The sequence below is a fragment of the Streptomyces sp. NPDC014764 genome, assembly GCF_043082785.1.
Lineage (GTDB): Bacteria > Actinomycetota > Actinomycetes > Streptomycetales > Streptomycetaceae > Streptomyces > Streptomyces althioticus.
The window spans coordinates 65,725-89,833 of sequence record NZ_JBIBXY010000008.1 but is presented as its reverse complement, the minus strand read 5'-3'; the positions used below and the strand labels follow the sequence as shown (position 1 = coordinate 89,833).

The 24,109-nt window shown below is 72.8% G+C and carries 21 protein-coding genes; 7 read left to right on the top strand and 14 right to left on the bottom strand.

Features of this window, described 5'->3' with window-relative positions:
• Nucleotides 1–72: 72 nt before the first annotated feature.
• The 9 genes from ACF1AG_RS21365 to rsmI form a co-directional block, all read right to left on the bottom strand.
• Nucleotides 73–1,971 carry a PQQ-binding-like beta-propeller repeat protein gene (locus ACF1AG_RS21365; protein ID WP_359601965.1) on the bottom strand — a complete coding sequence of 633 codons (1,899 nt, stop codon included), beginning with the start codon at nt 1,969–1,971 and terminating at the stop codon, nt 73–75.
• 67 nt (nt 1,972–2,038) lie between these two features.
• A complete protein-coding gene (locus tag ACF1AG_RS21360) occupies nt 2,039–3,832 on the bottom strand; it encodes a PQQ-binding-like beta-propeller repeat protein (protein WP_359601964.1) in 1,794 nt (597 codons plus the stop codon).
• 244 nt (nt 3,833–4,076) lie between these two features.
• Nucleotides 4,077–5,888, bottom strand: a complete 1,812-nt coding sequence (locus ACF1AG_RS21355; RefSeq protein WP_359601963.1) for an ABC-F family ATP-binding cassette domain-containing protein — start codon at nt 5,886–5,888, stop codon at nt 4,077–4,079.
• Between the two features lie 120 nt (nt 5,889–6,008).
• Entirely contained in the window at nt 6,009–6,905 is an 897-nt protein-coding gene (locus tag ACF1AG_RS21350; protein WP_359601962.1) for a 4-(cytidine 5'-diphospho)-2-C-methyl-D-erythritol kinase, read from the bottom strand.
• The gene (gene rsmA, locus ACF1AG_RS21345) at nt 6,902–7,789 is read right to left on the bottom strand and encodes a 16S rRNA (adenine(1518)-N(6)/adenine(1519)-N(6))-dimethyltransferase RsmA (RefSeq protein ID WP_359601961.1); all 888 of its coding nucleotides are present in this window, start codon (nt 7,787–7,789) and stop codon (nt 6,902–6,904) included. Before rsmA ends, ACF1AG_RS21350 begins: the two co-directional genes overlap by 4 nt.
• A 50-nt stretch (nt 7,790–7,839) precedes the next feature.
• The gene (locus tag ACF1AG_RS21340) at nt 7,840–9,096 is read right to left on the bottom strand and encodes a ubiquitin-like domain-containing protein (RefSeq protein WP_359601960.1); all 1,257 of its coding nucleotides are present in this window, start codon (nt 9,094–9,096) and stop codon (nt 7,840–7,842) included.
• A gap of 117 nt (nt 9,097–9,213) precedes the next feature.
• The gene (locus tag ACF1AG_RS21335) at nt 9,214–10,098 is read right to left on the bottom strand and encodes a TatD family hydrolase (RefSeq protein ID WP_359601959.1); all 885 of its coding nucleotides are present in this window, start codon (nt 10,096–10,098) and stop codon (nt 9,214–9,216) included.
• 10 nt (nt 10,099–10,108) lie between these two features.
• On the bottom strand, nt 10,109–10,495 hold the full coding sequence (locus ACF1AG_RS21330; protein WP_359601958.1) for a hypothetical protein: 387 nt from the start codon (nt 10,493–10,495) through the stop codon (nt 10,109–10,111).
• Between the two features lie 251 nt (nt 10,496–10,746).
• Nucleotides 10,747–11,613, bottom strand: coding sequence for a 16S rRNA (cytidine(1402)-2'-O)-methyltransferase (rsmI, locus tag ACF1AG_RS21325; protein ID WP_359601957.1), 867 nt, complete (start codon nt 11,611–11,613; stop codon nt 10,747–10,749).
• Between the two features lie 85 nt (nt 11,614–11,698).
• Here rsmI and ACF1AG_RS21320 point away from each other — a divergent pair, with 85 nt between their 5' ends.
• On the top strand, nt 11,699–13,444 hold the full coding sequence (locus ACF1AG_RS21320) for a phospholipid carrier-dependent glycosyltransferase (RefSeq protein ID WP_359601956.1): 1,746 nt from the start codon (nt 11,699–11,701) through the stop codon (nt 13,442–13,444).
• Nucleotides 13,445–13,593: 149 nt separating this feature from the next.
• Here the strand turns inward: ACF1AG_RS21320 and ACF1AG_RS21315 are convergent, their stop codons facing one another.
• Entirely contained in the window at nt 13,594–14,604 is a 1,011-nt protein-coding gene (locus tag ACF1AG_RS21315; RefSeq protein ID WP_359601955.1) for an aldo/keto reductase, read from the bottom strand.
• A 64-nt stretch (nt 14,605–14,668) separates the two neighbouring features.
• Entirely contained in the window at nt 14,669–14,827 is a 159-nt protein-coding gene (locus ACF1AG_RS21310; RefSeq protein ID WP_359601954.1) for a hypothetical protein, read from the bottom strand.
• A gap of 222 nt (nt 14,828–15,049) precedes the next feature.
• On the opposite strand from ACF1AG_RS21310, the gene ACF1AG_RS21305 reads away from it, so the two are divergent.
• Nucleotides 15,050–16,672 carry a penicillin-binding transpeptidase domain-containing protein gene (locus ACF1AG_RS21305; protein WP_359601953.1) on the top strand — a complete coding sequence of 541 codons (1,623 nt, stop codon included), beginning with the start codon at nt 15,050–15,052 and terminating at the stop codon, nt 16,670–16,672.
• Nucleotides 16,673–16,842: 170 nt separating this feature from the next.
• Entirely contained in the window at nt 16,843–18,468 is a 1,626-nt protein-coding gene (locus ACF1AG_RS21300) for a penicillin-binding transpeptidase domain-containing protein (RefSeq protein WP_359601952.1), read from the top strand.
• A 52-nt stretch (nt 18,469–18,520) separates the two neighbouring features.
• Here ACF1AG_RS21300 and ACF1AG_RS21295 read toward each other — a convergent pair whose 3' ends face one another.
• On the bottom strand, nt 18,521–18,883 hold the full coding sequence (locus ACF1AG_RS21295) for an SsgA family sporulation/cell division regulator (protein ID WP_359601951.1): 363 nt from the start codon (nt 18,881–18,883) through the stop codon (nt 18,521–18,523).
• Nucleotides 18,884–19,090: 207 nt separating this feature from the next.
• Here ACF1AG_RS21295 and ACF1AG_RS21290 point away from each other — a divergent pair, with 207 nt between their 5' ends.
• From ACF1AG_RS21290 to ACF1AG_RS21275, 4 genes are all read left to right on the top strand, one after another.
• The gene (locus ACF1AG_RS21290; RefSeq protein WP_359601950.1) at nt 19,091–20,185 is read left to right on the top strand and encodes an energy-coupling factor ABC transporter permease; all 1,095 of its coding nucleotides are present in this window, start codon (nt 19,091–19,093) and stop codon (nt 20,183–20,185) included.
• Nucleotide 20,186: 1 nt separating this feature from the next.
• A complete protein-coding gene (cbiQ, locus tag ACF1AG_RS21285) occupies nt 20,187–20,948 on the top strand; it encodes a cobalt ECF transporter T component CbiQ (protein WP_359601949.1) in 762 nt (253 codons plus the stop codon).
• Nucleotides 20,936–21,706 (top strand): ABC transporter ATP-binding protein, encoded by a 771-nt coding sequence (locus ACF1AG_RS21280; RefSeq protein WP_359601948.1) that lies wholly within the window; start codon nt 20,936–20,938, stop codon nt 21,704–21,706. Before cbiQ ends, ACF1AG_RS21280 begins: the two co-directional genes overlap by 13 nt.
• Before the next feature lie 82 nt (nt 21,707–21,788).
• Nucleotides 21,789–22,964, top strand: a complete 1,176-nt coding sequence (locus ACF1AG_RS21275; protein ID WP_359601947.1) for a serine hydrolase domain-containing protein — start codon at nt 21,789–21,791, stop codon at nt 22,962–22,964.
• A gap of 75 nt (nt 22,965–23,039) precedes the next feature.
• Here ACF1AG_RS21275 and ACF1AG_RS21270 read toward each other — a convergent pair whose 3' ends face one another.
• Together ACF1AG_RS21270 and ACF1AG_RS21265 are read right to left on the bottom strand one after the other, a co-directional pair.
• Entirely contained in the window at nt 23,040–23,315 is a 276-nt protein-coding gene (locus ACF1AG_RS21270) for a DUF1876 domain-containing protein (protein WP_359601946.1), read from the bottom strand.
• A gap of 226 nt (nt 23,316–23,541) precedes the next feature.
• Nucleotides 23,542–24,054: a YbaK/EbsC family protein gene (locus tag ACF1AG_RS21265; protein WP_359601945.1), complete on the bottom strand. Its 513-nt coding sequence runs from the start codon at nt 24,052–24,054 to the stop codon at nt 23,542–23,544.
• Nucleotides 24,055–24,109: the final 55 nt, after the last annotated feature.

Genomic DNA, 24,109 nt, shown 5'->3' with positions numbered 1-24,109 from the left:
GCGGTACGCGAACGGCCCCGTCCCTGAACAGGGACGGGGCCGTCGGCGAACCCGCGGAGCGACCGCGAACGATCACTCCGTACCGAAGGCGATCACCGAGTACTCCTTCTCACGGCTCGTGAAGTCACTGGCGTACACGGAGGACATGTACAGCCCGCCCTGCCCGAACTGGATCTCCGAGTAGTCCGGCGACTTCCGCGACTCCACGTCACGCACCGCCTCCGTCGACGGGTTCTCCATCAGGAGCGTCTCCTTGAAGGACTCGCCGTCGATGCTGACGACCTGCCCGCCCTTGTCGTACGGCGGCCGCTTGTACGCGATGACGTTGGGGCCGTCCATGCGCAGCGGGAAGATCTCGTAGTTCTCGCCGGCGTCGGCGCGCTGGCCGGTCTGCTTGCCGGTGGCCAGGTCGAAGGCGACGACCTCGTTGGTCTGGCCGTAGGAGTCGCCGCCGCTGTCGTGCTCCTCGGTGGCGATGTACAGCCGGTCGTTGCCGACCGTCACGCCCGTGCAGTTCTCCACCTTGTAGATGGCGTCGCAGCGGGCGGCGAACTCGTCGCCCGGCGCGGAGAGGCGGGCGCGCAGCTTGCCGGTCTTGTTGTCGATGGAGAAGAAGTCGGAGATGCCGCTGCCGTCCCCGGCGGTGTCACCGACGTCGGCGGCCACCACGAGCGGGTCGGTGGAGACGACGGCCGCGTACTCGATGCCCTCGTCCATCTTGTACTCGGCGAGGATGTCGCCCGTCTTGGGGTCGACGTTCTGGATGTGCAGCTGACGCTGGTCGTAGGAGCCGCACTTGCGGACGGCAACCAGCTTGGCGCCGCCGCCGTACCCGGCGTCGTAGCAGGAGTCGGACGTCTTGGGCGCCCAGCGCTCGTCACCGGTGGCGAGGTCCCAGGCGGCGCCGCCGCTGGTGGAGCCGGCCGCGACGGTGCCGCCGCCAAGCGTCACGTTGTTGAAGCTGATCGGCATGGTGCCGGACTTGGCGGTCTTGGTCCACACCTTGGTGCCGGTCTCCAGGTCGATCACCGCGACCTCGGTGCAGGCCTGGGGGTTCGCCTTGCTCGGCATGGCCGGCTTGTGGGCGATCGCCGTCTTGTCGTCCTCGGTGAGGTGCGGGGTCGCCGCGCACACCGGGCCGGGAAGGTCCAGCGTCCACTTCTTGGTGCCGGTCTTGCGGTCGTAGCCGGTGATCTCCGACAGCCCGCTCTTGGCGTAGACGGAGTCGGTCAGCCAGGAACCGGCGATGGAGATGCTCGTGGTGCCCTTGGGCACCTTGGGCGAGGGCACCTGGAACAGCACCTTGGACCCGGTGGCGGCGGGCGCCTTCTCCTCGGCCTCGCCGGTGGTGGCGCCCCCGTCGCCGGAGCCGCCCTCCTTGCCGTCGCCCTTGCCGCCCTTGGTGTCGCCGCCCTCGGCGGTGGTCTGCTTGTCGTCGTCCTTGCCGGAGGAGTTCGCGTACCAGACGCCGCCGCCGACGATCAGCGCGATCGCGACGACCGCCGACACGATGATGGCCACCTGGGAGTTGATCTTCCGGCCGCCGCCGGGCTGTCCGGCCTGCGCCTGCATCGGCACGGTCGGCTGCGCGTAGCCGTAGGGGGGCTGCTGCCCGTACGGTCCCGGCTGCTGCGGCTGGCCGTAGGGACCGGGCTGACCGTACGGGCCGGGCTGCTGAGCCGGGTAGCCGTAACCGGCCGGCGGCGGCTGCTGCGGGTAGCCGTAGCCGGGCCCCTGCGGGGGCGTCGGCGGCGCGGCCGGCGGCGGGGTCCCCGGCGCCTGCGGGTAGCCGTAACCCGGCTGCGGCTGGGGCGCCTTGTTCAGGTCGGGCCCGGCGGGCGGCTGCGCGGGCGGGGTGGGAGGCGTGGCGGGAGCCGAGGGCGCCGGCGTCTGCGGCTCCGACGGTTCCTGCGGCGGCCCGAACCCCGGCTGCTGCGGGGGCTGGTTGGGCGGCGGAGGCGGCTGGCTCATGACGTGGGTACCTCAGGGGAAGGGGACGACGGGGATGGGAAAGTGACGCGAGTTGCGCTCACGGGCCTCATTTGCCGTAGGCGAGCATCAACTTCTCCTTCGCGTCGTCGTTGCCGTTCAGCCGGGTGGTCGACAGGTAGAAGCGGCCGTCGACCCAGTCGATCGCCTTGCTGAAGAAGCCGTTCTCGATGTCGGCGACCGCCTGCGGGTTCTGCATCAGGGTGGCCGGCTTGTGGCTCGCGCCGCTGAGGGGCAGGGCGACGACCCGGCCGCCGGCGTCGTAGGACGGCTCGACGTAGGCGACGAGCTTTCCGCCCTCGGCCTTCATGGGGATCATCGACTCCTCCGCGGGGGAGGACTCGCGCCACAGCTCCTTGCCGTTGGCGAGGCTGATGGCGACGAGTTCGTTGGCCCCGGTGGTGGCGGCCGTCGGCAGGTAGAGGGTGTCGCCCGCGACGACGACGCCCGTGCAGCCCTGGAGGTCGCGCGCGAGGATGGCCCAGCCGCAGCCGGGGTCGAACTTCTCGTCGACGGCGACCTGGGAGCGCAGCTTGCCGGCGGGGGTGAAGGCGGCGATGTTCCACGACTTCTTGTCGCTGCGCTCCTCCTGCTTGGTCGCGTAGACGACCAGGGGGTCGACGGAGAAGGTGCGCTCGACGCGCCAGCCCTTGGCGTACTTGTACGTCCACCTGGCCTTGCCGGTGGCGGGGTCGAGCTCGCGGACCTCGTCGTGGGCGTTGTCACCGCCGGCGCCGCAGGAGGCGACCTGGATCAGCCGCTTGCCGCCCGCGAACGCGGCGGGGAAGCAGGGGGCGTCGCCGTACCGCTTGGAGTCCCACAGCTTCTTGCCGGTGCGCACGTCGTACGCCGTGCCGGACTGGGAGCGGCCCACCATCAGCGTGTTGCCGGCGAGGGACATCTCGATGGAGAGCACGCTGTCGAACAGCGCGCCGTCGGCGACCTCCTCCGTCCAGCCCTTCTCGCCGGTGACGAGGTCGACGAGCTGGAGCTGGTTGCACTTGGCGCTGTCGCTGCTGCCGCTCATGGACGCGACGACGATCTTGTTGTCCGCCGTCTTCCCCGGGGTGACCGCGCAGATCTTGTGGGGGAAGGTGATGGTGTCCCAGGCGGGCTTGCCGTCGGTGACGTTGTACCCGTAGAGGTCCTTGTAGGCCGCCTTGACCGCGGTCTTCTCGGTGATCCACTGGCCGGGGGCGTCGGCGCCGGAGCCGGGGGCGTCGGGCGCCTCCTTGTACCAGAGCACCTTGGATTCGCCGGCCTGGCGGCCCTCGTTGAGGTCCTCGGTCTCCTCGCCGCCGTCGCCGCTGCCGTCGCCCGGGTTGACCGGGGCGGCGCTGGACTCGCCCGGCTTGGGGTCCTCGGTCTGCTGGGCGACCGGCTCCTTCTTGTCGTCGTCTCCGGAGACGGCCCACACCGTGCCGCCGACGATCAGCGCGACCACCACCGCGGCGGCTGCGATCAGCAGCGGCTTGCCCTTGAACGGGTTGCGGGAGCCGCCGCCGGGCGGGGTGCCGGGCGCGCCGGGGAAACCGGGCTGCTGCGGGTAGCCGTACCCGGGCTGGCCGTACGGGCCCGGCTGCTGCGGCTGTCCGTACGGGCCGGGCTGCTGGTACGGCCCGGAGGCGTAGGGGCCGGGCTGTGTCGGAGGCTGCTGCGGGTAGCCGTACCCGGGCTGCGGGGGGCCGGACGGCTGGCCCTGCGGGGGCGGCGGCGTCGACGGGGCGCCCTGCGGGGGCGGCGGAGTCTGCGGCGGCTGCGGCGGTCCGAAACCACCGCCCGGCGGCGGGTCCTGCGGAGGTCCGAAGCCGCCCTGAGGCGGCTGGTTGGGCGGCTGAGTCATCAGCGCGTTCCCCCTTGCTCACTGATTTTTAGCCACGCCCTGAGGTTCGTGATGACCCAGAGTCGTCGTCGGTCACTTGTCGGACGGCTCTTTCTATCACCCGGCACCGACACGCCACCGGGCCGCGTCCTCCCCTGTTCCCAAGGGAGGACCGGCCTGTGATGCGTCCGTTACGTGCCTTCACGCCCTCTTCACGCGGCGCGCGCTCCCCGCACGCAGGCGCGTGGCGCGGCTCTCGCGCCGGTCAGGCGTCCTCGGCGAGTTCCAGCCAGCGCAGCTCCAGTTCGTCGCGCTGACCGGCCAGGTCCCGCAGTTCGGCGTCCAGTTCGGCCACCTTCGCGAAGTCCGTGGCGTTCTCGGCGATGGCGGAGTGGAGGGTGGCCTCCCTGGCCGAGATCTTGTCCAACTGGCGCTCGACGCGCTGGAGTTCCTTCTTCGCGGCGCGCTGGTCGGCGGCGCTCCTCTCCGGCGTCGCGCTGCGTGCCGGGGCGGCGGCCTGGGCGGAGGCGGCGGCGGCCTCCTCCATGCGCTTGCGGCGCTCCAGGTACTCGTCGATGCCTCGGGGCAGCATCCGCAGCGTGCCGTCGCCGAGCAGGGCGAAGACCCGGTCGGTGGTGCGCTCGACGAAGAACCGGTCGTGAGAGATCACGATCATGGAGCCGGGCCAGCCGTCGAGGAGGTCCTCGAGCTGGGTCAGGGTCTCGATGTCGAGGTCGTTGGTGGGCTCGTCGAGGAAGAGGACGTTGGGCTCGTCCATCAGCAGCCGCAGCAGCTGGAGGCGGCGCCGCTCACCGCCGGAGAGGTCCCCGACGGGCGTCCACTGCTTCTCCTTGTTGAAGCCGAAGGTCTCGCAGAGCTGACCGGCGGTCATCTCGCGGCCCTTGCCGAGGTCGACGCGCTCGCGGACCTGCTGCACGGCCTGCAGCACCCGCAGCTCGGGGTCGAGTTCGGCGACCTCCTGGGAGAGGTAGGCCAGCTTGACCGTCCTGCCCACGCGGACACTGCCCGCCGCGGGCTGCGTCTCACCCTCGCTGCGGGCGGCCTCGGCGAGCGCGCGCAGCAGGGAGGTCTTGCCGGCGCCGTTGACGCCGACCAGACCGATGCGGTCGCCGGGGCCGAGCTGCCAGGTCACGTGCTTCAGGAGCACCTTGGGCCCGGCCTGGACGGTCACGTCCTCCAGGTCGAACACCGTCTTGCCGAGCCGCGAGGAGGCGAACTTCATCAGCTCGCTGCTGTCACGCGGCGGCGGCACGTCCGCGATCAGCTCGTTGGCGGCCTCGACACGGAAGCGCGGCTTGGACGTACGGGCGGGGGCGCCGCGGCGCAGCCAGGCCAGCTCCTTGCGGACGAGGTTCTGCCGCTTGGCCTCCTCGGTGGCCGCGATCCGCTCACGCTCGGCGCGGGCGAAGACGTAGTCGGAGTAGCCGCCCTCGTACTCGTGGACGACGCCGCGCTGCACGTCCCACATGCGGGTGCAGACCTGGTCGAGGAACCACCGGTCGTGGGTGACGCAGACGAGCGCGGAGCGGCGGGTGCGCAGGTGCTCGGCGAGCCAGGCGATGCCCTCGACGTCGAGGTGGTTGGTCGGCTCGTCGAGGACGATCAGGTCCTGCTCCTCGATGAGCAGCTTGGCCAGCGCGATGCGGCGCCGCTCGCCACCGGACAGCGGTCCGATGACGGTGTCGAGCCCTTTGGGGAAGCCGGGCAGGTCGAGCCCGCCGAACAGTCCGGTGAGCACGTCGCGGACCTTGGCGTTGCCGGCCCACTCGTGGTCGGCCATGTCGCCGATGACCTCGTGCCGGACGGTCGCCTCGGGGTCGAGCGAGTCGTGCTGGGTGAGCACGCCGAGCCGCAGCCCGCCGGAGTGCGTCACCCGCCCGGTGTCGGCCTCCTCCAGCCGGGCCAGCATGCGGATCAGCGTGGTCTTGCCGTCCCCGTTGCGCCCCACGACCCCGATCCGGTCCCCCTCGGAGACGCCGAGCGAAATCCCGTCCAGCAGCGCACGCGTGCCGTACACCTTGCTGACGTTCTCGACATTGACCAGATTGACGGCCATTTCTCTCCTGCCCGGTGGATCGATCAGCTTTCCAGCGTAGGCCCTCGCCGGACGGGCCCGGTACGCGCGGCGACGATCACCCGGTGTGCCGGTCCGGCCCCGTCGGGGCAGCCGGGCCGCTCAGAGAACCCTCGCCCCCGGTACCGGCCCGGTCGCCGTGCGGACCGTGCGGCAGGCGGGTGCGGACCTCAGGGCTTCCGCGATCTTCTCCGCCGCCCGTTCGTCACGGGCGAGGAACGCCGTCGTGGGGCCCGAGCCCGAGACCAGGGCGGCGAGGGCGCCCGCCGCCCGGCCTGCCGCGAGGGTGGTGGACAGGTCCGGGAAGAGGGAGAGGGCGGCCGGCTGGAGGTCGTTGGTGACGGCGGCGGCGAGGGCGTCCGGGTCGCCCTTGGCGAGGGCGTCGAGCACGGGCCGGAACGCCCTCGGCTCCGGGATGTCGTGCCCCTCGGCGAGCCGGTCGAACTCGCGGAAGACCGCGGGCGTGGACAGTCCCCGGGTGGCCATCGCGAACACCCAGTGGAAGGCGCCCCCGACGTCCAGCCCGGTCAGCCTCTCGCCGCGTCCGGTGCCGAGCGCGGCCCCGCCGACCAGGCTGAACGGCACGTCGCTGCCCAGCTCGGCGCAGATGGCGAGGAGTTCCTCGCGGCTCGCTCCGGTGCCCCACAGCGCGTCGCAGGCGAGCAGGGCGCCCGCGCCGTCCGCGCTGCCGCCGGCCATGCCGCCCGCGACGGGGATGTCCTTGGCGATGTGCAGATGGACGTCGGGCGCCCGGCCGCAGCGCTCGGCGAGGGCCAGGGCCGCGCGGGCGGCCAGATTGGTGCGGTCGAGAGGGACCTGTGCGGCGTCGGGCCCTTCGCACGTGATGCGCAGTCCGTCCGGCGACGGGGTGGCGGTCACCTCGTCGTACAGGCCGACCGCGAGGAAGACGTTGGCCAGCTCGTGGAAGCCGTCGGGGCGGGCCGCACCGACGGCGAGCTGGACGTTGACCTTGGCGGGGACGCGGACGGTGACACTCACTGCGGGGCCTGCTCCTCGTGTCCGGCGTCCTTGTGCTCGGCGATGCGCGCGAACTCCTCGACGGTCAGCGACTCGCCCCGCGCCTGCGGTGAGACGCCCGCCGCGACCAGGGCCGCCTCGGCCGCCGCGGCCGAGCCCGCCCAGCCGGCGAGGGCGGCGCGCAGCGTCTTGCGGCGCTGCGCGAAGGCCGCGTCGACCACGGCGAACACCTCGCGCCGGGTCGCGGTGGTCTTCAGCGGTTCCGCGCGCCGCACCAGCGACACCAGGCCGCTGTCGACGTTCGGCGCGGGCCAGAACACGTTGCGGCCGATGGCCCCGGCCCGCTTGACCTCGGCGTACCAGTTGGCCTTCACCGAGGGCACGCCGTACACCTTCGAGCCGGGAGCGGCGGCGAGCCGGTCGGCGACCTCGGACTGGACCATCACCAGCGTGCGCTCGATGCTCGGGAAGGTCTCGAGCATGTGCAGCAGCACGGGGACGGCCACGTTGTAGGGGAGGTTGGCGACCAGCGCGGTCGGCGCCGGGCCGGGCAGCTCGGTGACGTGCATCGCGTCGGAGTGGACCAGCGCGAACCGGCCGGCGCGCTCCGGCATGCGGGCGGCGACGGTGGCGGGCAGCGCCCCGGCCAGCACGTCGTCGATCTCCACCGCGGTGACCCGGTCGGCGGCCTCCAGCAGCGCCAGCGTGAGCGAGCCGAGCCCGGGGCCGACCTCGACGACGACGTCGTCGGGGCGTACCTCGGCGGTGCGCACGATACGGCGGACCGTGTTGGCGTCGATGACGAAGTTCTGGCCGCGCTGCTTGGTGGGCCGTACGCCGAGGGCGGCCGCCAGTTCGCGGACGTCGGCGGGGCCCAGGAGGGCGTCGGGGGTGGGGCTGGTCACGGGACAAGGGTACGGGGCGCGCGGGTACGCCCCGGTCACCGCCGGTGCCGTCACCCGCCCAGCCGGGCCCCGCAGTGCGGCCAGGCGGCGGCGCCGCTGCGGACGTACAGCTGCTTCGCGCGGTACGTCTGCTCGGCCGGGGGCGCGTGCTGGGGGCGGCCGGCGCCGCCGAGGCCGCGCCAGGTGCGGGTGTCGAACTGGTACAGCCCGCCGTACGTGCCCGACGGGTCGGTGGCGTCGGGCCGGCCGCCGGACTCGCACCGCGCGAGGGCGTCCCAGTCCAGCGCGTCCGCGCCCCGCACGGACATCGGGACGGGCCGGGTGCCGACCCGCACCCGGCGCGCGACCGGCTCGTGCACCACGTCGGTGGACAGCAGCCGGGGCCGCTGCCGGACGCCGTTGACGGTGCGCTGCGCGTAGGTGAGGCGGCGCAGCCCCGGCCGGCCGGCCCGGTCGACGACCACCGTGCCGTGGGCCAGCGCGGGGTCCTCGACGCGTTCCTCGGTGAAGGGGATCGCCTCGTCGCGGATCTCCGTGCCGTCGGTGATGCGCAATACGGTGACGGTCTGGCCGTCGCGCGGGAAGCTGCCGGGGGCGACGGAGGTGGTGTCGCGTCCGCGCAGGGTGACCCCCGCCTGGTGCACGGCTTCCCGCACGGTCGCGGCGTTGGTGCGGACGGTGCGCGCCCGTCCGTCGGCGAGGACGGTCACCGCGCGTTCGGTGCGGACGTCCAGGGCGAGACCGGCCGGTCCGACGCGGGTGCCGGGCGGGGCGGAAAGATGGGCGCCGGTGACCCGTACGCCGAGCCGTCGCAGCGCCTCTTGAACGGTGGCCGCGGTCGTCCACACCTGCTGCCGGGTCCCGTCGAGGGTGAGCAGCAGCGGACGCGCGTGGCGCACCTCGACCGTGTCGCCGTCCTCCAGGGCGGTGCCGGGGGCGGGACTGATCTCGTCGTGCGGTCCGGTGCGCACGCCCTCCTCGGCGAGCAGCCCGGTCACGTCGTCGGCGAAGGTGTGCAGAGCGCGGGGACTGCCGTCGACGGTGAGCTCGACACCTTTGTCCTCGGCGACGAAGGCGCTGGTGCCGCCCGCGAGGAACGCGACGACCAGCGCCTTCGGCAGCAGCCGGCGGGCGGCCTCGGCCCGTTCGGCGTACCGGCCGGGGCGGCGGTGCGCGGACCGCCTCGGCGCGGGGGCGGGTGCGCGGCGGGGCAGGGCGGGCACGGTCTCCGCCTCGTGGATGCCGCCGCACACGGCGTGCGTCGGGCACGTCTTCTGATACGTCTCGAACCGCAGGGTGGTGCTCACGCCGACACGCTCCAGGGCTGGCCACGGGAACCCCCGAGGGGGCTCCCAGAACCTAGCCGAGCGCCGATCACTCTCCCAAGCGACACGACTACGGAACGTGCACGATGTGCGGGGCCGTCAGTAGCCGAAGGCGCGCGCAGTGTTGGCGCCCAGCGCCGTGGCCAGCGCGTCCTCGTCGATGCCGCGCACTGCGGCCATGGCACGCACGGTGACCGGCACCAGGTAGGGGGCGTTGGGCCGGCCGCGGTAGGGCACGGGGGTGAGGAAGGGCGCGTCGGTCTCCACCAGGACGAGCTCCAGCGGGGCGACGGCGAGGGCGTCCCGCAGGTTCTGCGCGTTCTTGAACGTCACGTTGCCGGCGAAGGACATGTAGTAGCCGGCGCGGGCGCAGACCTCCGCCATCTCCGCGTCGCCGGAGTAGCAGTGGAAGACGGTGCGCTCGGGGGCGCCCTCCTCCTTCAGCACCCGCAGTACGTCCGCGTGGGCGTCGCGGTCGTGGATCACGAGCGTCTTGCCGTGCCGCTTGGCGATCTCGATGTGGGCGCGGAAGGACCGCTCCTGGGCCTCCTTGCCCTCCTCGCCGGTGCGGAAGTGGTCGAGGCCGGTCTCGCCGACGCCCTTGACCTGCGGCAACGCGGCCAGCCGGTCGATCTCGGCGAGCGCCTCGTCCAACGCCGCGTCCCCGCCCGCCTCACGGGCCCCCTGCCGCGACCGGCTTCCCCCAGGGTCCCCGAGCACGATCCGCGGGGCCTCGTTCGGGTGCAGCGCGACCGTCGCGTGGACCGCGTCGTACGCCGCTGCCGTGTCCGCCGCCCAGCGGGACCCCTTGAGGTCGCAGCCGACCTGCACCACGGTCGTCACCCCCACCGACGCGGCCCTGGCGAGGGCCTCCTCGACCGTGCCGGACTGCATGTCGAGGTGGGTGTGGGAGTCCGCGACCGGTACCCGCAGGGGCTCCGGGAGCGGCGGCGCGGCGTTCTTGCCGGGGTCGTTGGCAGGCATGCCTCCGATCCTACGGAAGCGGCGCGGGACCTTCCGGGGTGTCCTGCGGAAGCGGCGCGGGACCCGCCGGTGTCCAGGGGGCCTCGACCGGCCCCGCGGCGGGCACCCGGCGCTCGCGGTGGGCGGCGTCGCGGGCCGAGGCGACCCGGCCCGGCCGGAGAATCCGTACGACATGCCCGTCGCAGCTGCGGCAGGTGGGCCGGTTGAGCGGGGAAGGCACGATCCGGCCGTCCGCCACGTACAGCACGAAGGTCCGGCCGTCGCCGTCGACGTGGTGTTCTATCTCGTAGGACTGCTCCCAGCCGTACCCGCAGCGCATGCAGGCGAAGGCGTACGCCTCGGCGACGACGGCGGTGGCGCCCGCGCGCAGTCCGCCCTGTCCGGAGATCTCGGTCATGCCGGCTCCCGTCGGTCCGCTGACGGGACGGACCCGCGTCCGCCCCCACCGACCAGTGGACTCCTCGGGGACCGTGAACACACGGGCGCCGACGCAGTATTGGCGCCGATTTGGCCGTGGATTACCACAATGCCCCGAGCTCTTTGCCAACGCCCGGGTTCGCGCGGCACACGCGCCCGGTTCCAGCGCTCCTCCGCGCCCCGCGTCAGTGCTTCCCCGCGCCCCGCGTCAGTGCTCCCCCACGCCCCGCGTCAGTGCTCCCGGGAGCCCCGGCCGTCGGCGTTCTTGGCCGCGACGACCGCGTCGAACACCTGCCGCTTGGGCAGCCCGGCCTCCGCGGCGACCGCCGCGATGGCCTCCTTGCGCCGCTCGCCCGCCTCCTCGCGCACCCGCACCCGCCGCACCAGCTCGGCGTCGTCGTACTCCTCGGGGCCCTTCTCGGGAGCGCCCTCGACGACCACGGTGATCTCCCCGCGCACACCCTCCGCCGCCCAGGCCGCCAGTTCGGCGAGCGGCCCGCGCTTGATCTCCTCGTAGGTCTTGGTCAGCTCCCGGCAGACGGCGGCCCTGCGCGCGCCGCCGAACACCTCGGCCATCGCGGCGAGGGTGTCGTCGAGGCGGTGCGGGGCCTCGAAGTAGACGAGGGTGCGGCGCTCGTCCGCGACCTCCCGCAGCCGGCCCAGCCGCTCCCCCGCCTTGCGGGGCAGGAAGCCCTCGAAGCAGAAGCGGTCCACGGGCAGCCCGGACAGGGCGAGCGCGGTGAGCACGGCGGACGGCCCGGGCACCGCGGTGACCTTGACGTCCCGCTCGACGGCCGCGGCGACCAGCCGGTAGCCGGGGTCGGACACGGACGGCATGCCCGCGTCGGTGACGAGCAGCACGCGCGCGCCGCCCACCAGCTCCTCGACCAGCTCGGGCGTCCGCGCGGACTCGTTGCCCTCGAAGTACGACACCACCCGCCCCTTGGGCGTGACGCCGAGCGCCTGGGTCAGCCGGCGCAGCCGCCGGGTGTCCTCGGCGGCGACGACGTCGGCGCCGGCGAGTTCCTCGGCGAGCCGGGGCGGCGCGTCGGAGATGTCGCCGATGGGAGTGCCTGCGAGTACGAGGGTTCCGGTCACCCGCCCATCCTCCCAGGAGGCGACGGAGGCGGGGCATACCGCCCATGCGCGGGACTCACACACCGCCGTTCCCTACGATGGCGCGGTGACCAGTACCGCGTCCTCCACGGACACCCGCCAGGAGCAGTCGCCGCTCGAGCAGCGGCAGACGTGGCAGCACCGGCTGCGGCGTTTCGGCCACCGGACGTCCGCCGTCAGAGGCGACGTCCGCGACCGGCTGGTCCCGCCGTACACCGAGCCCTCGGGCCGGCTGTGGAAGACGCTCGGCGTGCCGCCGCTGCTGGCCGGCCGTCTCGTGCGCTGGTCGGGGTGGGGCGGTCCGCTGCTGGTGACGCTGGTGGCGGGGGTGCTGCGGTTCTGGAACCTGGGTCACCCCAAGGCGGTGATATTCGACGAGACGTACTACGCGAAGGACGCGTGGGCGATCGTCCACCGCGGGTTCGAGGTGAACTGGGACAAGGAGGTCAACCGGCTCATCCTGGACTCGGGCGGCAACGTCCCGATCCCGACGGAAGCCGCGTACGTCGTCCATCCGCCGGTCGGCAAGTACGTGATCGGTCTGGGCGAGCTGATCTTCGGCTTCGACCCGTTCGGCTGGCGGTTCATGACGGCGCTGCTCGGCACGCTGTCGGTGCTGATGCTGTGCCGGATCGGCCGGCGGCTGTTCCGCTCCACGTTCCTCGGCTGCCTCGCGGGCGCGCTGATGGCCGTGGACGGGCTGCACTTCGTGATGAGCCGCACCGCGCTGCTCGACGGCGTGCTGATGTTCTTCGTGCTGGCGGCCTTCGGGTGTCTGCTGATCGACCGGGACAAGGCCCGCGAGAAGCTGGCCGCCGCGCTGCCGGTGGACGCGGACGGGCGCGCCCGCCCGGACGTGGACGTCGCCGAGAACACCCGGATCGGCTTCCGCCCGTGGCGTCTCGCGGCGGGCCTGATGCTGGGCCTGGCGATCGGCACCAAGTGGAACGGCCTGTACATCATGGCCGCGTTCTGTGTGATGTCCGTGCTGTGGGACGTCGGCGCCCGCCGGGTCGCGGGCGCGGTACGGCCCCGGCTGGCGGTGCTGAAGCGGGACCTGGGCTGGGCGTTCCTGTGCACGGTTCCGGTGGCGGTGCTCACGTACTTCGCGTCCTGGATCGGCTGGATCCTTTCCGCGACGGACGGCAGCGGCGGCTACTACCGCGACTGGGCCACCCGCGACGGGCGGGGAAGCGACTGGTCGTGGCTGTTCCCCGACTGGTGGCGCAGCCTGTGGCACTACGAGAACCAGGTGTACGAGTTCCACGTCGGCCTGTCCTCGCCCCACACGTACGAGTCCAACCCGTGGAGCTGGATCGTCGCCGGCCGCCCGGTGTCGTACTTCTACGAGTCGCCCGCGCCCGGCGTGGACGGCTGCCCGGTGGACGCGGGCGAGAAGTGCGCCCAGGAGGTCCTCGCCATCGGCACGCCGATGCTGTGGTGGGTGGGCTGCCTGGCGCTGCTGTACGTGCTGTGGCGGTGGGCCTTCCGCCGCGACTGGCGCGCGGGCGCGATCGCCTGCGGCATCGCCGCGGGGTACGCTCCCTGGTTCTTCTACCAGGAACGCACCATCTTCTACTTCTACGCGATCGTCTTCCTGCCGTTCCTGTGCCTGGCGGTGGCGATGCTCCTGGGCGCGATCGTCGGCCCACCGCGCTCCACGGACACCCGCCGCGTGGCAGGAGCGACAGCGGCCGGCGTCCTCACCCTCCTGATCGCCTGGAACTTCATCTACTTCTGGCCGATCTACACGGGCACGCCCATCCCGATCGACGACTGGCGCTCGCGGATGTGGCTGGACACGTGGGTCTAGCCGGACGGACGCACTGTGAGGGCCCGGCTGACTGCCGCGCCCTCACAGCCGGGCAGCTGCGCGCGGCCGCACGAAAGCACCGCCGGACCGGCCACAGAGCTGTGAAGGCCGAGGCCATGGACTCGTCGAGGGCCCGGCGGTAGCCCGGACTACCCGGAGCCCGCCACGGGCCGCTGCTTGTAGAAGGACTCCTCCAGGTAGGCGGCCTCGTGCGGCTGGTAGGGCTCCTCCAGGTAGGCGGCCTCGTCCTCGTCCAGTTCGACGTCCACCGCGGCAAGCGCGTCGGCCAGCTGGGCCGGCTTGGTGACCCCGACGATGGGCGAGGTCACCGCCCGGTTGCGCATGACCCAGGCCAGGGCGACCTGGGCCGGGGACAGACCCCGCCTGCCCGCGATCTCGTGGACGCGCTCGGCCACTGCCTGGTCCCCGTCGCGATAGAGGATCTTGCCGCCCTCGTCGGTCTCGGCACGCGCCGTGGCGGTGTCCCGGACCCGCGTCAGCCTGCCCCGCGCCAGCGGGCTCCACGGGATCACGCCGATGCCCTGGTCGGCGCAGAGCGGGAGCATCTCCCGCTCTGCTTCCCGGTGGATGAGGTTGTAGTGGTCCTGCATCGACACGAACCGGGTCCAGCCGTTCAGGTCGGCCAGGAACAGGGCCTTGGCGAACTGCCAGGCGTACATGGAAGAGGCTCCGATGTAGCGGATCTTCCCGGACCTGACCGCGTCGTGCAGCGCCTCGAGGGTTTCCTCTATCGGGGTGTCGTAGTCCCAGCGGTGGATCTGGTACAGGTCGATGTAGTCGGTCCCCAGCCGCTTCAGGGAGGCGTCGAGCTCGGCGAAGATCGCCTTGCGGGACAGCCCGGCGCCGTTCGGGCCGGGGCGCATCCGCATCCAGACCTTGGTGGAGAGAACGACCTCCTCGCGCCGGGTGAAGTCCCTGACCGCCTGGCCGACGATCTCCTCGCTGCTTCCGGCGCTGTACCCATTGGCCGTGTCGAGGAAGTTGACGCCGCCCTCAAGGGCCTGCCTGATGATGTCCCGGCTGGCGTCCGCGCCCAGCGACCAGGGCTCGCCGCCCCGCTCCGGCTCGCCGAAGCTCATGCAGCCGAGGGTGATGGCGGAGACTTGCAGCCCGGTCGTTCCGAGTTTGGTGTATCGCATGCTTCCGAAGCTAGGAGCTGGCGTGCGCTCCAACGCAACACTCTGCGCCCCGAGGGAGCGGCCGCTACGCGTCGAGCAGTTGCATGACGGCGTTCCAGAAGCGGTTCCAGCGGCGGTGCCGCTTGCTGCAGTACCGCCGTCTGCGCCACCACCCCCGCGGCTGCGGCACGGGCTTGCCACACCACTTGCACGGCCGCGTACGGGCCGTTGCTCCCCCATCCATGCGGCACACGGTAGCCGCCGTCGCGAGCGCCCCGCTCGTCCGGAGGACCGCGACGGCTCAGCCACCGTAGACACGGCGGAGGCCGCTGGGAGGGGGTTGCTTTGGGACAACGATCCGTCGCACAGGCCCCTTTGGGCTGCGGCAGCGCGTAAGGTTCGGGGCGTGCCGGGCTTTTGAACGCGTTCAGATGGCGCGGGGGTCCGGCCGGGGGAGGAACGCCCGATGGGCAAGGGGGTCAAGGTCGCCGTCGTCGGCGGCGTGTTCGCCGTGATGATCGGCGGAGCGGGGTACGGGGCCTACAACATCGTCTCGGCGCTCGGCGGGGGCGGCTCCAGTGCCGCGGACACGCCCAGGTCGGGGCCGCCCGACAAGGACGAGGTGCGTGAGACGACCGAGGCGTTCTTCGGCGCCTGGGAGAAGGGGCAGGCCACGCAGGCGGCCTCGTACACGAACAACGCGCAGGACGCGGGCGCGCTGCTGGCCGCGTACGGCGAGGAGGCGCGCATAGGGCGCGTCGACATCACGCCGGGCGCCCCGCGCGGCGCCACCGTGCCGTTCACGGTGAAGGCGACCGTCTCCGCCGACGGCGTCTCCAAGCCGCTGCGCTACACCAGCACCCTGACGGTCGTGCGCGGGCAGACCACCGGCCGCGCGCTGGTCGACTGGGAGCCGTCCGTCGTGCACCCGGATCTGAAGGACGGGGACACCCTCGTCACCGGGGAGTCCGCGCAGCCGCCCATCGAGGCGGTGGACCGCGACGGCACCGTGCTGACGAGGGAGAAGTACCCCTCCCTCGGCCCGGTCCTGGACACCCTGCGGCAGAAGTACGGCGACAAGGCGGGTGGCAGTCCGGCCGTCGAGCTGGCGATCCGGCACGCGACCGACGAGGCGGACACCCCGCTGCTCACCCTCGCCAAGGGTGAGCCGGGCAAGCTGCGCACCACGCTCAGCGCCGGGGTGCAGGCGGCCGCCGAGAAGGCGGTGAAGGACTACCCGGAGTCCTCGGTGGTGGCGCTGAAGCCCAGCAGCGGCGAGGTCCTGGCGGTGGCCAACAACCGCGGCGACGGTTTCAACGCGGCCTTCCAGGGCCAGGTCGCCCCCGGCTCCACCATGAAGATCATCACTGCCGCGATGCTCATCGACAACGGCGTGACCTCCATGAACGGCCCCGCGCCCTGCACGGACACCGCGACCTGGCAGAGCCAGACCTTCAAGAACCTCACCGGCATGGAGCCGAACGAGGGCGCCACCCTCGCCAACAGCTTCCTGCGGTCGTGCAACACGGCCTTCATCAAGCTGATCGACGAGAAGCCGATCGACGACGCCTCCCTCACCCGGGAGGCGCAGGAGCGGTTCGGGCTCGGCCGGGACGACTGGAAGACCGGCATCGCCTCCTTCGACGGCAGCGTGCCCGCGTCCGGCGGCCCGGACCGGGCGGCGAACGCCATCGGCCAGGGCCAGGTGCAGATGAACCCGCTGAACGTGGCCTCCGTGACGGCCACCGCCGTCACCGGCGCGTTCCGTCAGCCGTACCTGGTCTCCCCCGAGCTGGACGGCCGTCAGCTGGCGCAGGCGAAAGGCCTGTCGTCGGAGACGTCGGCCCAGCTCAAGGAGATGATGCGGCTCACCGCCACCCAGGGCACCGCGCAGAAGGCCATGTCAGGACTGGGCGGTGACATCGGCGCGAAGACCGGCTCCGCGGAGGTCGACGGAAACGCCACGTCGGACAGCTGGTTCACCGGTTTCCGCAACGACGTCGCGGCGGCCGCGATGACCCAGCAGGGCGGCCACGGCGGCGACGCGGCGGGGCCGATTGTCGCAGCCGTGCTACGAGCGGGCGGCTGAGCGCACGGCCCGCAGGGCGGGACTTTAGGGTGGGGGCCGTCGCCGGCGCGTACTGCGCCGGCGGGGCCTTGACTCGACGAAGAGCCACGCGGGCCGCGGGGGGCCGGGGCGGGGCGACGGAGGAACGGACACCAGTGGGGAACAGAGGGCACGCCGGGGACCGGCGGAACATGAGACCGGTCGTGATCGGCGCGGCGATGGTCGTGCTCATGGGCGGTGCCGGGTACGGCGCGTACGCACTCGTCGACGGCGCCGGGCGGGACGGCGGGGACACCGCCACCCAGGCGGAGACCGTGAAGTCGGGCCCGCTGACCGCCGAGGAGGTCACCGCCGCCGCCGAGCGGTTCCTGACCGCATGGCAGTCCGGCCAGGTCGCCGAGGCCGCCGCCGCGACGGACGACCCGGTGGCCGCGAAAGCGGCGCTCGCCTCGTACGTGAAGGACGCCCGCGTCCGCAACCTCGCCCTCACCCCGGGCGCCCCCGCCCGCGACTCGGTCACCTTCGCCGTCAAGGGCACGGTGTCGTACGAGCAGACGACGAAGCCGCTGACGTACGACAGCACGCTGACGGTGGTGCGGCGGGCCGGGGACGGGGAACCGCGCGTCGACTGGCGGCCGGCCGTGCTGCACCCGGAGCTGCGGGAGGGCGACAAGCTGGTCACCGGCGAGGCCGGCACCCCGCCGGTGGAGGCACTGGACCGCGACGGCGGTGAGCTGACCACCGAGAAGTACCCGTCGCTGGGATCCGTGCTGGACGGGCTGCGCGAGAAGTACGGCGAGAAGGCGGGCGGCGAGGCCGGCGTCGAGCTGCGTGTGGTGCGCGGCGAGGCGTCGAAGAAGGCGGAGCTGGCCGACACGACCCTGCTGGAGCTGAGCGAGGGCACGCCGGGCACCGTGAAGACCACGCTGAGCCCGTCCCTGCAGGCGCTCGCCGAGGCCGAGGTGGCGAAGCGGAAGCGCGCCTCGGTGGTGGTGGTGCGGCCGTCCACGGGCGAGATACTCGCGGCGGCGAACTCCTCGCGCGGCTTCAACGTCGCCTTCCAGGGGTCGCTGGCGCCGGGCTCGACGATGAAGGTGGTCACCTCCTCGATGCTGATCGAGAAGGGCCTCGCGTCGATCGACAAGAAGCATCCGTGTCCCAAGTACTTCAGCTACGGCGGCTGGAAGTTCCAGAACCTGGACAAGTTCCAGATCAAGGACGGCACGTTCCGCGCGAGCTTCGCCGCCTCCTGCAACACGGCCTTCATCAGCCAGGCGCCGAAGCTGGAGGACGACGACCTCACCAAGCACGCCCAGGACTACTTCGGGCTGGGCCGCAACGACTGGAAGGTCGGGGTGTCCACGTTCGACGGCGCGGTGCCCGTGCAGTCGGACGCCCCGATGGCCGCGTCGCTGATAGGCCAGGGCGGGGTGCGGATGAACCCGCTGAACATGGCGTCGGTGTCGGCGACGGTGAAGGCGGGTGTCTTCCACCAGCCCTACCTGGTCTCGCCGGAGGTCGACGGACGTCAGCTGGCGACCGCGCCGCGCACCCTGTCCGCGGACACGCTCGCGCAGCTGCGGGAACTTATGTCGTACACGGCGACCGCCGGCACCGCCACGGAGGCGATGGCCGGGGTCGACGGTGAGCGCGGCGCGAAGACGGGCTCGGCCGAGGTGGACGGGCAGAAGAAGCCCAACGGCTGGTTCACCGCGTACCGCGGCGACCTGGCGGCGGCCGCCGTCGTCCAGTCCGCCGGCCACGGCGGCTCCACGGCGGGCCCGATCGTGGCGACCCTGCTGAAGGCGGGCGGCTGAGAGACCGGAGGGCCCGGGCGGTCTTCGTCCGGGCGGTCCCTCGTCCGGGTGGTCAGTGGGGCACCGGCTGCGCCGTCGTCACGTGGGCGAGGCGGAGGAAGCGGGACAGGGTCTTGGTGTCGAACTCGACCACCGAGTGGCCCTGGCCGGTGTGGAACTCCACGACCGTCTGGACCCGGCCGCACGGCCACACGCGTATGCCGCCGCGGTCCACGGGCGCGGTGAGGCCGTGTTCCAGGAGGTCACGGTCGATGATCCACTCGCGGGGCATCGAGCCGGGCAGGCGCACCCGGACATGGACGGGGTCGGTCTCGGGGTCGTACCGCAGCAGCACGGGGACGGCCCCGTGACTCTCCAGCAGGGGATCCGCATCCGTCACGATGTGGACTCGCGCGTACTGCTCGATCACGGACATCGGTGGGCCCCTTACGCTGCGTCGAACACCGACAAGGCTTCGTGGCTTATGTGCCGTTTACCCACCCCGTCCCATCGTGCACCTGAATCGGAATCCGCGCTTCCGAGCGCCGAATAGCACGGATGAGATAAGAGCGAAGTAAGACGGAAGGTAGAACAAGTCACTCGCTCTTGCGAAAGGTTCGCAACAGGGCACATCATCGAGTCCGTGCACGCACCTGACGGATTCATCGACGTCCCCATCTCCGCCGCCGCCGGCGTCCTCGCCGCCGGCGCGATCGCCGTGAGCCTGCGCGGCGCGCGCCGCGAGCTCGACGACACCGCACGCCCCGGCGCGGGCGGCGGCGCCGAGCGCACCGCCCCGCTGGCCGGGCTGGTCGCGGCGTTCATCTTCGCCGTGCAGATGCTGAACTTCCCGGTGGCCGCCGGCACCAGCGGCCACCTCCTCGGCGGCGCCCTCGCGGCGATCCTCGTCGGCCCGTACACGGGTGTGCTGTGCGTGTCCGTGGTGCTGCTGCTCCAGTCCGTGCTGTTCGCCGACGGCGGCCTCACCGCGCTCGGAGTGAACATCACCACCATGGCGATCACCACCACCGTGGTGGCGTACGCGCTGTTCCGCGGCCTGGTGAAGGTGCTGCCGCGCTCCCGCCACTCGGTGACCGCCGCCTCCTTCGTGGCCGCCCTGATCTCCGTCCCGGCCTCCGCGGTCGTCTTCACGCTGCTGTACGCGGTGGGCGGCACCACCGACGTGTCGATCGGCAAGGTCGCCACCGCGATGGTCGGCGTACACGTCCTCATCGGCCTCGGCGAGGCCGCCATCACCGCGCTGACCGTCGGCGCGGTGATCGCCGTACGCCCCGACCTGGTGCACGGCGCGCGCGGGCTGGGGCAGAAGCTGAAGCTGCGGGTGAACGGCGAGCTGGTCGACGCCCCGGAGACCGCGGAGCCCGTCCCGGCCGCCGCGCGCTCCCCCCGCAAGGTCTGGATCGCCGGCCTGGTCACCTCGCTGGTGCTCGCGGGGTTCGTGAGCTTCTACGCCTCGGCGAACCCGGACGGCCTGGAGAAGGTCGCCGCCGACCACGGCATCGACAAGCAGGCCGAGGAGCACGCGGTCGGGGACTCCCCGCTCGCCGACTACGGCGTGAAGGACGTCGACGACGCCCGGCTGTCCGGCGGTCTCGCGGGCGTGATCGGCGTCGGCGTGACGGTCTTCGCGGGCACGGGCGTGTTCTGGGCGGTCCGCCGCCGGCGCGCCGCCGACGAGCGGGCGGAGGACACCACCTCCGCCGGCACGAGCGTCTGACGTGGGCGCGGGTCACTCCCACCGGCTCTACCGGCACGGCCACTCCCCCGTGCACGCCCTGCCGCCCCACACCAAGCTCGCCGCGGTGCTCGCCTTCGTGATCGTGGTCGTGTCCACGCCGCGCGAGGCGATGTGGGCGTTCGGCGCGTACGCCGTGCTGCTCGCCGCGGTCGCGTACGCGGCGCGCGTGCCGGCCGGCTTCCTGCTGAAGCGGCTGCTGATCGAGGTGCCGTTCGTCGCGTTCGCCGTGCTGCTGCCGTTCGTCGCCGAGGGCGAGCGGGTCGACGTCCTCGGGCTGTCGCTGAGCGTGAACGGCCTGTGGGGCGCCTGGAACGTGCTGGCCAAGGGCACCCTCGGCGTCGCCGCGTCCGTCCTGCTCGCCGCCACCACCGAACTGCGGGAGCTGCTGCACGGCCTGCAGCGGCTCAAGCTGCCCCCGCTGCTGGTGCAGATCGCGTCCTTCATGGTCCGCTACGGCGACGTCATCGCCGACGAGATGCGCCGCATGCGGATCGCCCGCGAGTCCCGGGGCTTCGAGGCGCGCGGAGTACGGCACTGGGGTGTGCTCGCCAAGTCGGCGGGCGCTCTGTTCATCCGCTCCTACGAACGCGGCGAGCGCGTCCACCTGGCGATGGTGAGCCGCGGCTACACCGGGGTCATGCCGGTGATCGACGAGGTGGCGGCGTCCCGGGCGCAGTGGTCGTACGCCCTGACCCTCCCCTGTGCCGCCCTCGTCGTGTGTCTGCTGGGATGGACCCTGTGAGTACTGCTTCCCTGGAGGTCTCCGGCCTCGCGTTCGCCTACCCCGACGGCCATCAGGCGCTGTTCGGCGTGGACTTCACCATCGGGCGCGGCGAGCGGGTGGCGCTGCTCGGGCCGAACGGCGCCGGCAAGACCACCCTCGTCCTGCACCTCAACGGCATCCTCACCGGCGGCGCGGGCACCGTCCGCGTGGCCGGCCTCGAGGTCGGCAAGCGGAACATGGCCGAGATCCGGCGGCGGGTCGGCATCGTCTTCCAGGACCCCGACGACCAGCTTTTCATGCCGACGGTGCGGGAGGACGTGGCCTTCGGTCCGGCGGCGGCCGGGCTGAAGGGGGCCGAGCTGGAGGCGCGCGTCGACCGCGCGCTGGAGCGGGTCGGCATGGCGGAGTTCAAGGACCGCCCGCCGCACCACCTCTCCTTCGGGCAGCGGCGCCGGGTGGCCGTGGCGACCGTGCTCGCGATGGAGCCGGAGATCCTCGTCCTGGACGAGCCGTCCTCCAACCTCGACCCGGCGTCCCGCCGTGAACTGGCCGACATCCTGCGCTCGTTGGACGTCACCGTCCTGATGGTCACGCACGACCTGCCGTACGCGCTGGAGCTGTGCCCGCGCGCGCTGGTCCTCAGCGACGGGGTGATCGCGGCGGACGGCCCGACGGGTGACCTGCTCGCCGACGACGGCCTCATGCGGGCGCACCGCCTGGAACTGCCGTACGGCTTCGACCCGCGTTCCGTGCCGGCGCCGCCCGGCCGTGGGTGACGAACGCGCCGAGCCCTGGAATCGCAGGCGCGGCGGCGTGGTTGCACCCGTTGTCGCAGGCGAGTGGAAGGAACGACGAGACGTGGACGTCGAGGTGCACGGCACGGTGGCCGGCGGGTGGGAACCGGTCCGGGAGGCGTTCGCCCGGAACTTCGAGCGGCTCGGAGAGCGAGGGGCGGCGCTCGCCGTGTACCGGGACGGGCGCCGGGTCGTGGACCTGTGGGCCGGGACGAAGGACGTCGACGGCGACGGCGACGCGCCCTGGCAGCGGGACACCGCGCAGGTCGTGCGGTCGGCGACGAAGGGCGTCGCGGCCGCCGCGGTGCTGATGCTGCACGAGCGGGGCCTGCTCGACCTGGACGCGCCGGTCGGCCGGTACTGGCCGGAGTTCAAGGCGCAGGACAAGGAGGGCGTGCTGGTCCGGCACGTCCTCGCGCACCGCGCGGGCCTGCCCGTGCTGGACCGCCCGCTGAGCTTCGCCGACGCCACCGACCCGGTACGGGCCGCCGACGCGGTCGCCGCTCAGGCCCCCGTGTGGGAGCCGGGCACGGACCACGGCTATCACGCGCTGACGTACGGCTGGCTGGTGGACGAGCTGGTGCGCCGGGTGACCGGGAAGGGCACCGGGGAGTGGATCGCGTCCGAGATGGCGGCTCCGCTGGGCCTGGACCTGTGGGTGGGCCTCCCGGCCTCCGAGGCGCACCGCGTCGGGCGGGCGGGCAAGGTCGAGGGACCCGAGCCGTCGGGAGCGCTGCGCGCCCGGCCCAAGCGGTCGGTCACCGCCGCCTACACCGATCCGGACTCCCTCACCCGCCGCGCCTTCGCCGCGATCGACCCGTCCCCGGACCACAACGACCCCGCGTTCCGCACGGCCGCCCTGCCCGCCGCCAACGGCATCGCGACGGCGGACGGGCTGGCCCGCTTCTACGCGTCACTCACCGGCCCGGTCGACGGGGTGCGCCTGCTCTCCACGGACACGGTGGAGCGCGCCCGCGCCGAGGAGTCGGCGGGCCCCGACCGGGTCCTGGTGGTCGGCACCCGCTTCGGACTCGGCTACATGCTGCACGGCAGCGCGTCCCCGCTCCTGGCCCCGGGCTCCTTCGGCCACCCCGGGCGCGGCGGCTCCCTCGGCTTCGCCGACCCGGAGTCCGGCATCGCCCTCGGCTACGTCACCAACGGTTTCCGCAGGACGGTCACCGCGGACCCCAGGGCTCAGGCGCTGATCCGCGCCGTACGGGAGTGCCTGCCGGCGTCCTGAACACGGTCGTCCCGGACGGGGACCGTACTGGACGGGGACCGTCCCAGGCGTGGGTCGTCCTGGACGGGGACCGTCCTAGACGTGGATCGGATGGGAGACGCGGCCGGACGCGTCGTCGATCTCGCGGTGCGCCTTGTCGAGCATCTGCATCGCGAGTTCGTTCAGGGCCCGGGCGCCGGCGATCTCCTCCCCGACCCGCGGCTGATTGGAGTCGGTGTAGTGCCGGGACGCGTGCCCGTGGGCGCGCACCTCGGACCCGTCGGGCAGCCTGACCATCGCGACCGCCCGGGTGTGCTGGTCGTCCTCCGAGAACTCCATCTCCACGTGCCATCCCACTGCGGTGTGCATCATGACGGATCACCTCCGGATTACCTCTCGTTCCAGGGTGCGCCTCGCCCCGTCACCCTGCACCCGGCCGCCCACCGGGGACGATGCGCCGCTTTCCGGCCAGTGATCAACGAATCCCTACCAGGGCCGGCACGTCGGCGGACACCGCCGCCAAGGCCCCGCCGACTCCGGGGTGTTCACGCCGTACGTCCGGAGGGACCGGCGCCCACCGGCGCCGGCGCCCGAGGCCTCACGCCTCGTGTTCGCGGACGTCCACCAGCGTGGCGCCCGCGTGGGCGATCAGGTCCTTCGGGGGCATCGGGAAGACCGCGTAGGGGGTGCCTGCCGCTGCCCAGACCACGGGGTGGTCGAGGAGGGAGCGGTCGGCGAGGACGCGGGTGCGGGTGCGGTGGCCGAAGGGGGGTACGCCGCCGATGGCGTAGCCGGTGGTCTCGCGGACGACGTCGGCCTTGGCGCGCGTGACCCGCCCGGCGCCGAGTTCCTCGCGGACCCGGTCGAGGTCGACGCGGGACGCGCCGTCCATGAGGACCAGGACCGGGTCGCCGTCAGCGGCGAAGATCAGGGACTTGCAGATCTCGCTGAGCTCGCAGCCGATCGCCGCGGCTGCCTCCGCGGCGGTGCGGGTGGCGTCCGGGAAGCGGCGGACTTGGCCGACCACGTCCTCGAGGCCCAGTTCGCGCAGGGCCTCGGCAAAGCGCGGGTGGGCTGCGGAGCCTTCGGTTCCGGTGGCTGAAGTGGTCATGCGGGGCACCGTAACCGCCGGAACCCGGCCCACGCGACCTCCTTCCGGGCGACGG